This is a genomic window from Streptococcus porcorum (assembly GCF_053203725.1).
In genome coordinates this window covers 38,949-52,382 of the sequence record NZ_JBRUDG010000001.1, presented here as the reverse complement: position 1 = coordinate 52,382, position 13,434 = coordinate 38,949, and the positions used below count along the sequence as shown (strand labels likewise).

14 protein-coding genes are annotated in these 13,434 nt (G+C 37.0%); 13 read left to right on the top strand and 1 reads right to left on the bottom strand.

What is annotated here, in order from left to right; translation table 11 throughout:
• The first annotated feature begins 47 nt into the window (after positions 1-47).
• From ACVRWY_RS00255 to ACVRWY_RS00225, 7 genes are all read left to right on the top strand, one after another.
• Positions 48-560: an adenine phosphoribosyltransferase gene (locus ACVRWY_RS00255; protein ID WP_354367076.1), complete on the top strand. Its 513-nt coding sequence runs from the start codon at positions 48-50 to the stop codon at positions 558-560.
• Between the two features lie 105 nt (positions 561-665).
• The gene (gene metA / locus ACVRWY_RS00250; protein WP_354366998.1) at positions 666-1,610 is read left to right on the top strand and encodes a homoserine O-acetyltransferase MetA; all 945 of its coding nucleotides are present in this window, start codon (positions 666-668) and stop codon (positions 1,608-1,610) included.
• Between the two features lie 9 nt (positions 1,611-1,619).
• Entirely contained in the window at positions 1,620-2,315 is a 696-nt protein-coding gene (locus tag ACVRWY_RS00245) for a DnaD domain-containing protein (RefSeq protein WP_354367000.1), read from the top strand.
• A complete protein-coding gene (gene nth, locus ACVRWY_RS00240; protein ID WP_354367002.1) occupies positions 2,316-2,963 on the top strand; it encodes an endonuclease III in 648 nt (215 codons plus the stop codon).
• Positions 2,950-3,651, top strand: coding sequence for a tRNA (adenine(22)-N(1))-methyltransferase (locus ACVRWY_RS00235; RefSeq protein WP_354367004.1), 702 nt, complete (start codon positions 2,950-2,952; stop codon positions 3,649-3,651). Before nth ends, ACVRWY_RS00235 begins: the two co-directional genes overlap by 14 nt.
• Positions 3,641-4,429, top strand: coding sequence for a Nif3-like dinuclear metal center hexameric protein (locus ACVRWY_RS00230; protein ID WP_354367006.1), 789 nt, complete (start codon positions 3,641-3,643; stop codon positions 4,427-4,429). Before ACVRWY_RS00235 ends, ACVRWY_RS00230 begins: the two co-directional genes overlap by 11 nt.
• A 10-nt stretch (positions 4,430-4,439) precedes the next feature.
• Entirely contained in the window at positions 4,440-5,543 is a 1,104-nt protein-coding gene (locus ACVRWY_RS00225) for an NAD(P)/FAD-dependent oxidoreductase (RefSeq protein ID WP_354367008.1), read from the top strand.
• 68 nt (positions 5,544-5,611) lie between these two features.
• Here ACVRWY_RS00225 and ACVRWY_RS00220 read toward each other — a convergent pair whose 3' ends face one another.
• A complete protein-coding gene (locus ACVRWY_RS00220; protein ID WP_354367010.1) occupies positions 5,612-7,309 on the bottom strand; it encodes a putative glycosyltransferase family protein in 1,698 nt (565 codons plus the stop codon).
• A gap of 86 nt (positions 7,310-7,395) precedes the next feature.
• Here ACVRWY_RS00220 and ACVRWY_RS00215 point away from each other — a divergent pair, with 86 nt between their 5' ends.
• From ACVRWY_RS00215 to ACVRWY_RS00190, 6 genes are all read left to right on the top strand, one after another.
• Positions 7,396-8,322: a glycosyltransferase family 2 protein gene (locus ACVRWY_RS00215; protein WP_354367012.1), complete on the top strand. Its 927-nt coding sequence runs from the start codon at positions 7,396-7,398 to the stop codon at positions 8,320-8,322.
• A gap of 53 nt (positions 8,323-8,375) precedes the next feature.
• Complete coding sequence (gene rfbD, locus ACVRWY_RS00210) at positions 8,376-9,227, top strand: dTDP-4-dehydrorhamnose reductase (protein ID WP_354367014.1); 852 nt, start codon at positions 8,376-8,378, stop codon at positions 9,225-9,227.
• A 104-nt stretch (positions 9,228-9,331) separates the two neighbouring features.
• Entirely contained in the window at positions 9,332-10,486 is a 1,155-nt protein-coding gene (gene cps2T, locus ACVRWY_RS00205) for a beta 1-4 rhamnosyltransferase Cps2T (protein ID WP_354367016.1), read from the top strand.
• Entirely contained in the window at positions 10,476-11,408 is a 933-nt protein-coding gene (locus ACVRWY_RS00200; protein WP_354367018.1) for a glycosyltransferase family 2 protein, read from the top strand. The genes cps2T and ACVRWY_RS00200 overlap by 11 nt, the downstream gene beginning before the upstream one ends.
• Positions 11,409-12,212, top strand: coding sequence for an ABC transporter permease (locus ACVRWY_RS00195; protein WP_354367020.1), 804 nt, complete (start codon positions 11,409-11,411; stop codon positions 12,210-12,212).
• Complete coding sequence (locus ACVRWY_RS00190; protein WP_354367022.1) at positions 12,212-13,426, top strand: ABC transporter ATP-binding protein; 1,215 nt, start codon at positions 12,212-12,214, stop codon at positions 13,424-13,426. The genes ACVRWY_RS00195 and ACVRWY_RS00190 overlap by 1 nt, the downstream gene beginning before the upstream one ends.
• Positions 13,427-13,434 lie beyond the last annotated feature (8 nt).

The following is a 13,434-nucleotide window of genomic DNA, read 5'->3' as shown; positions in this document are numbered from 1 at the left end:
ATGAACAGGTGTCTAGTCTATCAACTAGGTTACCTCGTATCAGTATTATGGATTTAAAAAACTATATCGCTACAATTAAAGACTATCCCCAAGAAGGCATTGAATTTCGTGATATTTCACCTTTGATGGCCGACGGAAATGCCTATAGCTACGCTGTCCGCGAAATTGTTCAGTATGCAACAGATAAAGAGATTGATATGATTGTTGGACCAGAAGCGCGTGGCTTTATTGTAGGTTGTCCAGTTGCTTTTGAGCTAGGGATCGGCTTTGCTCCAGTTCGTAAACCAGGAAAATTACCACGCGAAGTGATTTCTGCAGACTATGAAAAAGAGTATGGTGTAGATACTTTGACGATGCATGCAGATGCTATTAAACCAGGTCAACGTGTTCTTATTGTTGATGATCTTTTAGCAACTGGCGGTACAGTAAAGGCTACTATCGAGATGATTGAAGAACTTGGTGGTATTGTAGCAGGTTGCGCCTTTTTAATTGAGTTAGATGAGCTGAAAGGTCGTGAAGCCATTGGAGATTACGACTATAAAGTTTTAATGCACTATTAAGTTATAGCTTATAACTATATCTGACTACAAAAAATACATATTGGAAAACTATATCTCCATGTTCTATAATATTAAGATAGATATTATGGAAGTGGAGATGTTTTCATGCCGATTAAACTTGATAAAAAACTACCCGCAGTTGATATTTTACGTTCAGAAAATATCTTCGTAATGGATGATACTCGTGCTGCCCATCAAGACATTAGACCGATGGAGGTATTGATTCTAAACTTGATGCCACAAAAGGAGGCTACTGAAACGCAACTTTTGAGGCTTTTAGCGAATACTCCACTTCAGATTAATGTGACGTTTCTTTATATGGCAAGTCATAAATCAAAGACTACTCACGCTGATCATATGAAGACTTTTTATAAAACCTTTGATCAAATCAAGGATAGGTATTATGATGGTTTGATTATCACAGGTGCTCCTGTTGAAACCCTTCCTTTTGAGGAGGTGGATTATTGGGATGAGTTGATAGGCGTTTTTGCTTGGTCTAAAAAGCATGTTTTTTCTACCCTTCATCTTTGTTGGGGAGCGCAGGCTGGGATTTATTACCGCTATGGTATTGATAAACAACCCCTTACTCATAAATTGTCAGGAATTTATGAACAAGAGGTGACGGATAAGACTAGTTTATTGATGCGTGGTTTTGATGATAGCTTTTTAGCGCCACATTCGCGCTACACCACTATTCAACCAGAAGATATTTTACATCGGACAAATTTAAAGATTGTAGCTCAAGGTCAAGAAGCAGGGCTTTCGATTTTAGCAAGTCGTGATTTACGAGAGATTTATAGTTTTGGACATTTGGAGTATGATTGTGCCACTCTTGGAAAAGAGTATGAGCGTGATCTTCAAGCTGGTATTTCTCCAGATTTGCCCAAAAACTACTACCCAAATGATGACGTGACAAAAGAGCCTAAGATGCGTTGGAATCTTGCTGCAGCGACTTTCTTTAGTAATTGGATTAATTATGCGGTCTATCAAGAAACCCCTTATCGCTTAGAGGAGCTAGAAGAGGAATCTTCCTTTTATGGCTACCTATAATGAGGAATTATGAAGTTTTTACAAGCATATCAGTCGGGCAATTTGGTTTTACCAGCTGCCCTACTTTTTCATTTTAAGGAAATTTTTCCCCAAGCAGATGATTTTTTAGTTTGGCAATTTTTTTATTTACAAAATACCACACAACATCATGATATCTTGCCGAGTAAGATTGCAGAAGCATTGGGAAAACAAGTATCAGATGTTAATGCGAGTATTTCTCGTTTGACAGCTCAAGGGTTACTAAATACAAAGACCATTGAATTGGATGGAGAAATTGAGATTATCTTTGATGCTAGTCCAGCTTTAGAACGTCTGGATCAGTTCTTTTTGGATTCTTCATCAGGAGGAAGTCAAAAACTGTTATCATCTAAATCACAATCTTTAGAGGAGTTCAAGGCTTTAGCAGACGATTTTGCCAGTGAGTTTGGTCGTATGCTGAGTAGCTTTGAGTTAGAAGATTTGCGAAAAACAGTGATTGATGAAGAAATGTCCGCTGATTTGGTCCGTGAGGCTTTAAGAGAGGCTGTTTTTAATGGTAAGTTGAATTTTAAATATATCAATGCTATTTTAAGAAATTGGCGCCAAGAGGGTATTTTAACACTTCGTCAAGTTGAGGAGCGCCGCCTAGAACGGGATAAAGCCAATCCTAGAAATGTTCAGGTATCCGATGATTTCTTAAATGCTATGGACTTATGGAGTAATTAGATGTTGGGTCGTGAACGTTTAAAAAAGGTACTAGCTATTATTGCGGAAATGTTTCCAGATGCAAAAGGAGAGTTAGAGTATCAAACCCCTTTTCAATTGCTGGTCGCAGTGATTTTGTCTGCACAAGCAACGGATAAGTCTGTGAATAAGGTCACCCCTAAATTATGGACCAAGTTTCCAGCCATCGCTGATTTGGCTTATGCAGACTTATCGGAAGTAGAAGATACGATTAGAAATATTGGGCTTTACAAAAATAAGGCTAAAAATATAAAAAAAACAGCTCAAATCATTTTAGAGCAGTTTGATGGGCAGGTCCCTAAAACGCATAAGGAATTAGAAAGTTTGCCTGGTGTTGGAAGAAAGACCGCAAATGTCGTTTTGGCAGAGATTTATAAGATCCCAGCTATCGCAGTAGATACGCATGTATCAAGGATTTCAAAGCGTCTCAATATTTCAAAACCAGATGCTTCTGTTGAAGAAATTGAAGCCGATTTGATGAAAAAAATTCCTAAAAAAGATTGGATTGTGACACATCATCGTCTGATTTTCTTTGGGCGTTATCATTGTTTGGCCAAAAATCCAAAATGTGAGGCTTGCCCAGTACAAACTTACTGCAAATATTATAAGGATACCTATGGAAAAAAATAATTTAGAAATCAAACCCCTTTCAAAACGTTTAGAAATGGTTGCCAGTTTTGTTCCAAGAGGAGCCAAGTTATTAGATGTTGGAAGTGACCATGCTTACCTTCCTATTCATTTAATTAACCTAGGGCAGATCACAGAAGCAATTGCGGGTGAGGTTGTAAAGGGACCTTACACCTCAGCACTTTCCAATGTTGCAGAATCGGGTTTGGCTGATCGGATTCAAGTTCGACTTGCCAATGGTTTAGCAGCATTTGGAAAGAAAGATAAGGTAACAGTGATTACCATTGCTGGTATGGGAGGACGTTTAATTGCTGATATTCTTGAGTCAGGAAAAGAAAAGCTTGAGAATATTGATCGCTTGATTCTCCAGCCTAATAATCGAGAAGATGATCTCAGAAGATGGCTACAAGCTAATCAATTGAAGATTATTACAGAAACCCTATTGCGTGAAAATGGTAAATATTACGAAGTTTTAGTTGTTGAAAAAGGTCATATGACTTTGTCTGAGAAAGACTTTCGTTTTGGACCGTATTTAAGAAAAGAAGGATCAGAGGTCTTTGTAGAGAAATGGAGAGGGGAATTAGATAAGTTAAACGACGCTTTGAAATGCATCCCTGAAAATCGTCAACAAGATCGATCAGTCCTTCTTCAAAAAATAGAAATGATACAAGGAGTTCTCGATGTTAGCTAGTGAGATTATTGCAAAATATGAAAGTTTTTGCCCCAAAGAATTATCAATGGAAGGTGACATTTCTGGTATTCAAATTGGTAGATTGGATAAAGAGGTCAAGACTCTCATGTTGGCGCTTGATGTACGTGAAACAACAGTTCAAGAGGCTATTGAGAAAAATGTTGATCTCCTCATTGTTAAACATGCTCCTATCTTTCGTCCTTTGAAAGACTTAAGTGCAACGCCTCAAACAGATATCTTGTTAAATTTGGTGAAGCATGACATTACGGTTTATGTTAGCCATACCAATATCGATATTGTACCAGATGGGTTAAATGATTGGTTCTGTGATCTATTAGAGATTAAACAAACAGAAGTTTTAAGTCCTACTAAGGATGGTTACGGGATTGGTCGGATTGGCGAGGTGGCGCCCATGACTTTTGAAGATTTGGCGAAAAAAGTGAAAGAAGTCTTTCAGCTGGATGCTGTTCGCTTAGTTAGCTATCGGTCTTCTAATCCTATGATTAAACGAGTAGCCATCTGTGGTGGCAGTGGTCAAGGGTTTTATAAAGATGCTCTATCAAAGGGAGCTGACGTCTATATTACAGGAGATATTTACTATCACACAGGGCAAGAAATCTTGACAAATGGTCTCTTAGCTATTGATCCTGGCCATCATATTGAGGTACTTTTTGTGTCAAAATTGGCAGAAAAATTTAAATTCTGGAAAGAAGAGGAGTGTTGGAATTTGACAATTTTAGAAAGTCAAGCCCTAACTAATCCTTTTTATCATTTGTAAGGAGAGAAAAATGAAACGTATAGCAGTTATTGGAGCAGGAATTGTAGGCTCTACAGCAGCCTATTACCTTTCAAAAGAAGAGTGTCAAGTCACCGTTTTTGATCACGGTGTTGGGCAGGCTACTAAGGCAGCAGCAGGGATTATTAGTCCTTGGTTTTCACGTCGTCGTAATAAAGCTTGGTACAAAATGGCACGTCTCGGTGCAGATTTTTATCCTCAATTAGTTCAAGATTTACAAGCAGATGGACAAGAGGTTGATTTTTATGATCAATCTGGTGTCATTATGATTAAATCACGCTTGGATTGGCTAGATGAACTTTATGCTATTGCTAAAGCGAGAAAAGAAGAGTCCCCTTTAATCGGTGATTTAAAAATTTTAAGTCGTGAAGAGACACTGGAGCGATTCCCTGATTTAGATGGTTTTGAGAAAGTGTTATATGCTTCTGGAGCAGCGCGTGTAGAGGGGAGTAAATTAACCAAGACTCTTCTGAAAGCAAGTGGTGTGGAAGTTGTTGAAGGTGAGAAGGTTTCTTTTACAGTCTTAGAATCAGGACAATATGATATTCAGGGGCGCATTTTTGATCGTATTATTTTAGCAGTTGGAGCTTGGTTGCCAAGCTTATTAGAAGATCATGGGTATGATGTTTGGGTACGTCCACAAAAAGGACAGATTAATGATTACCTATTTGAAAACTTAGAAACAGGTCGATATCCAGTAGTGATGCCTTATGGTGAGATTGATATTATTCCCTTTAAACATGGTAAACTGTCTGTGGGAGCAAGCCACGAGAATGATATGGGGTATGATTTAAGTGTTGATGAGGAGATATTAGACCGACAAGAAGAACGTGCTAAACCTTATTTTCCAAAATTAGACGAAGCCATTTCACGCACATCACGTGTTGGGATTAGAGCCTATACTAGAGACTTCTCACCTTTCTTTGGAGAGGTTCCTGGTTTACAAGGAGTCTATGCAGCAAGTGGTCTGGGATCTTCAGGACTAACCATTGGTCCTTTGATTGCAAAACAAATGGTTCAGCTTGCAACAGATCAAAAAACAGATCTGGACCCATTTGAGTACGATATTCGTAAGCATCTATCAAAACGAGATTAGAAAGAATGTTTCGATAAGATGCTAAAAATAAAAAATGAGTTTGGGAAAATCCAAACTCATTTTTGCTATTAAACTGGTTTATTTTTGTTTAATTTCCTCTTAAAAAAGCTAATGATGCATCCTAACCAAGTCAGTAACGTTATTCCTAAACCAATCATAAAACTCATTGGAGTTTTGTAGGCTAAAATAGCGACATTTTTCCCTTTTTTCTGGTTAATATAAGGGGTGCCGATGGTTGTTAATTGCCTATCTTTGCTAGTGATGACCTGACCGTTTACTGTTAGAGTAGAATGGTGGTATAAAATAATAGGGAGATTGATTTTTGTATCTGTATCCGATGTCCACTCTAGAATGAGTTGACTATTTTGAACAGAAGTTTTAAAGTTTTTCCTTGGTAAAATAACCAGCTCTTCGTATAAATCATATTTATTGCTAGATGACTTTCTGTAAATAGGGAGGTAGTCAGGTGTAGATTTGTGGACCAGATTTAAGAATTTACTCTTATCAGGGTCGAAAATAGCTTGCCTAATAGCGTCAGCATCTCCTTCATAGGTCATATGTTTCCGTCGTTGAACAGGTTGATTGGTATCAAATTGTTTCGCAAAATTTTCTTGCGTGGTGTAAATGACCTGTCCGACTCCCATTAATAATGCAATCATCAAAATGACAGAATAAAATGATTTTGATAGTTGGCTTTTTTCAACCAACATCGCTAGGCAAATCAATAGAAAAATAGTGGCTGGGATAAAGAATCGAAATGGAAATTGGATAATTTCAACAATAGTAATCTTAGCAGTTACAAGACTCTCCCAAGGAAATAGACTGCTAGCTAAAAATAAAAAGATCAGAAGATTAAGATAGGTCATCTTAAGTTCTGGGGAAGATTTTCTAAAATAAACTACTCCAGCTAAAAGAGTAATGCCTAAAAGGGCTATCAATGGCAGAGGGTCAAATAAGAGTTTAGAGCTTAATTGACTGATAGTATATTCTGCGAGTCGCTGATTAACAAATGGTTGTTTCAACTCGTTTTGACTAGAGAGTTGTAGCAGAGGCAACCAGATATTTATGGTTAAGAGGGTAAACATGGCAATTGCCATGATCCCATCTTTTAGAATCTTTAATTTCTCATTTGATTTGATAAAGCCGTAGAAATAAAAAGGGAGATAGGATAAGACCAAGAAAGTGGACGTTAGGACATGGACTTGGAACATCAAGGCTACACTCATGCCTAATTGTCGTCTTTTAATCTTTCCTGTTTGGATAAAGTCAAAAGCAGGTATTAAACATAAGGGATAAAAAGCTGCTCCCCAACTACTAAATCCTTGACGTATGGTCCAGTATTGGATTGAAAAGGTAGTGAGATAAAATAGTGAGATAGGAAGGGCATACTGTAAGCGAACTCCTATCTTTCTTAACAGGAGGTATAATGAATGTCCTGCGATACTCCCGATTAAAATCCGAGAAAGAATTTGATAGGTTAGCCAATTTTTTGAAATCAAGACCAAGAGACCTTGAAAGTAAGCAAAAATTGGACCATAAAGAGCATTGATGATACGCCCTGACTGTTCAAAACTAAATAGAGAGATGAAGTAGTGCCACTGTCCAGTTTTTATCTGCATAGCTGTCTCGTAGAAACGATTATAGTGGAAAAGCACATCCGATCCTAAGATGGCTTTTTGGGTGATGATTTGAGGTAAACAAAGTAAAATACTAAATAAAACAATGATGAGACTAACACCTAGCCTCGTTTGATATTTTTTTGTCATAGCCTTATTATATGATTTTTGAAAAAGATTTACAAGAATGGTACAATGGAGTAGCTATTGAAAGATGGAAGAGAGATAAAAGAGAGATGGAAAAATTAAGTATAGTAGTACCTTGTTATAATGAAGAATCTACGATCCGTTCATTTTTAGCTGAAACGCAAAAGGTAGAGGAAATTTTAAGAGATCAGCTAATATTTGACTATATTTTTGTAAATGATGGATCAACCGATAACACCTTGCCTGTCTTACGTCAAGTTAGCGAAGAAAATGTTAATGTGCATTATTTGTCATTCTCTCGTAATTTTGGGAAAGAAGCAGGCCTTTTAGCAGGTTTAGAAGCAGCAGATGGCGACTATGTTACCGTTATGGATGTTGATTTGCAAGATCCTCCAGAATTATTGGTTGAGATGTATGCCAAAATTAAAGAAGGTTATGATGTCGTTGGGACTCGTCGTGGAGATCGAACAGGAGAGCCTCCTATCCGCTCGTTTTTTGCTAAGGCATTTTATCGATTGATTAACGCGGTGTCTGATACTGAGATGGTCGATGGTGCGCGTGATTTTCGATTGATGACTCGGCAGGTCGTTGATAGCATTTTAGAATTGGGTGAGGTCAATCGTTTTTCTAAGGGACTTTTTGCTTGGGTAGGATACGATGTTACCTATATTAGTTATAAAAATCGAGAGCGGGTTGCAGGAGAGACCTCATGGAATTTTTGGAGTCTTTTGCGTTATTCTATTGATGGATTTATCAATTTCTCAGAAGCGCCACTTAACCTTGCTATGTGGTCAGGACTAGGCTTCTTTTTCCTATCTATTTTGGGAATTTTGTTTGTGGTGATTCGTAAACTAACCATAGGTGGTAGCGTAACAGGATGGGCTAGCCTTGTTTCTATTATTCTATTTATTGGAGGCCTGCAGTTGTTATCATTAGGTATTATTGGAAAATATATTGCAAAAATTTTCTTAGAAGTGAAAAAAAGACCCGTCTATATTATTAAAGAAAAAGGATGAAATAAATCCACTTTTAGTGTAAAATAGAACTAACTTATTGTGAGGAGAAAATTATGATTTTAGTAACAGGTGCTAATGGCCAGCTTGGGACAGAACTACGTCATTTACTTGATGAACGAAATGAAGAATATGTTGCAGTCGATGTCGCTGAAATGGATATCACAGATGCAGAAAAAGTCGATGAGGTCTTTGCGCAAGTCAAGCCGACTTTGGTTTACCACTGTGCTGCTTATACAGCGGTAGATGCTGCAGAAGATGAAGGAAAAGAACTAAATTACGCTATCAATGTTACGGGTTCTGAAAATGTTGCCAAGGCTTGTGCCAAATATGATGCAACTCTTGTTTATATTTCAACAGATTATGTTTTTGATGGCGAAAAACCAGTAGGACAAGAGTGGGAAGTTGATGATACTCCAGATCCACAAACAGAGTATGGTCGTACCAAACGTCTGGGGGAGATTGCTGTGGAAACATATGCTCCTAAATTTTATACTATTCGTACAGCTTGGGTATTTGGTAATTACGGAAAAAACTTTGTTTTTACCATGCAAGCTTTGGCAGAAAAGCATCCGCGTTTAACAGTCGTTAATGATCAGCACGGTCGCCCAACTTGGACACGTACCTTGGCTGAATTTATGACCTACTTGGCAGAAAATCAAAAAGAATTTGGTTATTATCACCTGTCAAACGATGCAACAGAAGATACCACTTGGTATGATTTTGCAAAGGAAATTCTAAAAGATACAGATGTAGAGGTCGCTCCAGTTGACTCTAGCCAATTCCCAGCTAAAGCAAAACGCCCACTAAATTCAACAATGAGTCTCAAAAAAGCTAAGGAAACGGGATTTGTTATTCCGACTTGGCAAGATGCACTCAAGGAATTTTATCAACAAGAAAAAAAATAAAATGATTAAGGTTGAAGGTCAGGCTTCAACCTTTTTGATTTTAAGCAAAGACTCTATAATTATGCTATAATAGAATATAAGTGCAGTTTTAAAGGAGCAAGATCATGCAAGATGTTTTTATCATTGGAAGTCGAGGGTTACCAGCTCAATATGGTGGCTTTGAAACTTTTGTAGAAGAACTGATTCGTCATCAACAAAATAAGGCGATTCGTTATCATGTGGCTTGCTTAAGTGACTCATCCCACCATCATCATTTTGATTATAAGGGGGCAGATTGCTTTACCATCAATCCCCCAAAGCTAGGCCCTGCACGTGTCATTGCCTATGACATAATGGCGATTTCATATGCTATTAGCTTAATCAAAAAAAATCACCTGAAAAATCCGATTGTTTATATTTTAGGAAATACGGTAGGAGCTTTTATCGCTCCTTTAGCTAAGAGGATTAAAGCAGTTGGGGGGCGATTATTTGTTAATCCTGATGGTTTGGAGTGGAAACGTTCTAAGTGGATCAAACCTATTCAAATTTATCTGAAATATTCAGAAAAAGTGATGACAAAGCATGCTGATCTGATGATTTCGGATAACATGGGAATTGATGACTATCTTAAACAATCTTATCCATGGGTTAAGACACGTTTTATTGCTTATGGTACAGATATGACCCCATCACCTCTGACTAGCCAGTCGGAGAAAGTTCGTAGTTTTTTTGATCAGTGGGCTAGTAAGGAAAAAGAGTATTTTCTAATTGTTGGACGATTTGTACCAGAAAATAATTACGCTTTAGCGATTGAAGCTTTTATGGCTTCAAAGACTCAGAAAGATTTAATGGTTATCTGTAATCATCAAGGAAATGCCTATTTTGAACAACTAAAATCTTTGACAGGTTTTGAAAATGATAACCGCATCAAATTTGTCGGAACTGTTTATGATAAAGCATTATTGACCTACATCAGAGAACAGGCTTTTGCTTATATTCATGGTCATGAAGTTGGAGGCACCAATCCAGGCTTATTAGAAGCTTTAGCCCATACGGAGCTTAATCTGGTGTTAGATGTCAATTTTAACCGAAAGGTTGCTGAAAATACAGCTTTGTATTGGTCTAAAGAAATCGCTAGTTTGACTGCTTTAATTGATACAGAAGTTGATGATGATAAGCGCCAACGCTTGTCAGAAGAGGCAAAGGCTCATATGAGTGAAGACTATACTTGGGAAAAAATTGTGGGAGAGTATGAGGATTTATTTTTAAATGAAAGTTAATATCTTAATGGCCACCTACAATGGTGAGAAATACTTAGAAGAACAGATTGCAAGTATTCAGAATCAAACCTTTCAAGATTGGGAACTTTTAATAAGAGATGATGGCTCAACAGATCAAACAAGAGCCATTATCCAAAGATTTGAAGAAAGTGATCAACGGATTCGTCTCATCAATCCAAATAGTATGGAAAATATGGGAGTGATTAAGAGTTTTTATACCTTGGTAAAGCATGAAGTGGCGGATTTTTACTTTTTTAGTGATCAAGATGACATTTGGCTCCCCAATAAATTACAACTGTGTTTAGAGGCTGCTCAGAATGAAAGAAAAGATCTACCACTAATGATTTATACGGATTTACGAGTTGTGGATCAGGAACTTAATGTCATCCATGATAGTATGATTAAAAGTCAGTCCCATCACGCCAATACAGAGTTGCGACAAGAGTTGACTGAAAATACAGTGACAGGTGGAACAAGCCTGATTAATCATGCCTTAGCACAACAATGGCAAGTCTATGAAGGGATTTTAATGCATGATTGGTATTTAGCGTTGCTAGCATCTGCCTTAGGGAAGTTACTTTATTTAGATTCCCCAACTGAGCTTTATCGACAACATGAAAATAATGTTTTAGGAGCTAGAACTTGGTCTAAACGGATTAGAACTTGGCTAAAACCACATCAATTGGTGGATAAATATTGGTGGTTAATTTCTTCTAGTCAAAAACAAGCTCAACAATTGTTGTCTTTAGATTTATCAAAGAAAGATCGTGAAATGGTAGAGGCGTTTATTGGTATCATGAAAGAAAATACGTTAACTCGTATGAAGCATTTAAAAAAATATCGCTTAGCTAAAAATCGTTGGTTTCATACGCTTGTTTTTACCACATTGATTGTGACTAAATTTGGATATAGGAGTAATTAAATGAACTTTTTTAGTCAAAAAAATAGAACTCTTTTAAAAGAATTGATTAAAACAGATTTTAAATTACGTTATCAAGGCAGTGCTATTGGTTATTTATGGTCAATATTGAAGCCCTTGATGATGTTTGCGATTATGTATGTCGTCTTTATTCATTTTCTACGGTTAGGTGGAGATGTTCCTCATTTTCCAGTAGCGCTCTTATTGGCTAATGTTATCTGGTCCTTTTTTTCAGAAGCAACCTCTATGGGAATGGTTTCTATCGTAACACGAGGGGACCTCTTACGTAAGTTAAGTTTTTCAAAACACATCATTGTTTTATCAGCTGTATCGGGAGCCTTGATTAATTTGGGGATTAACCTATTAGTTGTTCTTCTGTTTGCTATTTTAAATGGTGTGAGTCTTTCTTGGACTGCTATTTTTGCACCATTATTGTTTATTGAATTATTCGTTTTGGCCTTAGGAATTGCCTTGTTGCTATCGACCTTATTTGTGCGTTACCGTGATTTAGCACCTGTTTGGGAGGTTATCATGCAAGCAGGGATGTATGCAACACCTATTATCTACCCGATCACTTTTGTATCCAATCAAAATTTAATGGCAGCCAAGGTGATGATGTTAAATCCTTTAGCACAAATTATTCAAGATTTACGCTACATTTTGATTGATAAGGCCAATGTAACCATTTGGCAAATGTCACATCATGTGTGGTACATTGCGATTCCTTATCTTTTACCATTTGTGATTTTTGCTATTGGATACAAAGTTTTTAGTGACCAATCTAAGAGATTTGCGGAGATTATTTAATGATGAAAAATAATATTGCAGTAAAGGTCGATCATGTTAGTAAGTACTTTAAATTACCGACTGAAAGTACCTATAGCTTACGAACAGCCTTGGTTAATCGTTTTAGAGGTATAAAAGGCTATAAAGAGTACCACGTGCTAAAAGATATCAATTTTGAAGTGAATAAAGGTGATTTTTTTGGGATTGTTGGACGAAATGGTTCAGGAAAGTCAACCCTTTTAAAAATTATTTCTCAGATTTACGTGCCTGAAAAAGGGACTGTTACTGTAGATGGGAAATTAGTATCTTTTATCGAATTAGGAGTGGGATTTAACCCTGAATTGACAGGGCGTGAGAATGTCTATATGAATGGCGCCATGCTTGGCTTTACAACAAAAGAAATTGACGATATGTATGATGAAATTGTTGAGTTTGCTGAGCTTGGAGAGTTCATGAACCAGAAGCTAAAAAATTATTCTAGTGGAATGCAGGTGCGTCTGGCGTTTTCAGTTGCGATTAAAGCGCAAGGTGATATCTTAATTTTAGATGAGGTACTTGCGGTTGGTGATGAGGCTTTTCAGCGAAAATGTAATGATTATTTTTTAGAGCGTAAAACCAGTGGTAAAACAACTATCTTAGTCACTCATGATATGGGAGCTGTTAAAAAATATTGCAATAGAGCGGTTTTGATTGAGGATGGTCTGGTAAAAGCTTATGGAGAACCATTTGATGTGGCCAACCAATATAGCTTTGATAATACAGAGCATGTTGTTGAAGATACAGTCGAGGAAGTCAATCAGATTGAAGAACAAGTGATTCAAGTCGATCAACTAGAAGTGAAATTATTATCGCCCAACCGTATGACACCAAAGGATAAAATCAAATTTGAAATTACTTATGATGTTTTGGAAGAAATCGATACTTTTGTGGCATTATCTTTAACGGATATTGATAGAAATATTTGGATTTACAATGATAATTCTATGGATTATCCGACACATGGTAAAGGACGAAAAGTCGTCACCTATGAATGTGACTTACAACATCTCAATGACATCAAATTAAAACTAGAAGTAACAGTACGTGATATGGACCGTCAAATGTTAGCTTTCTCAAGTGCCAGTCATACCCCTGTTATTTTAATGAATCGTGATGATATTTCACCTGAGGATGTCTCTGCACTAGATTCAGCTAGTGGTCTTGTTCAAAGAAACGGGAAATGGGATTTTAGTTAGAACTTAAA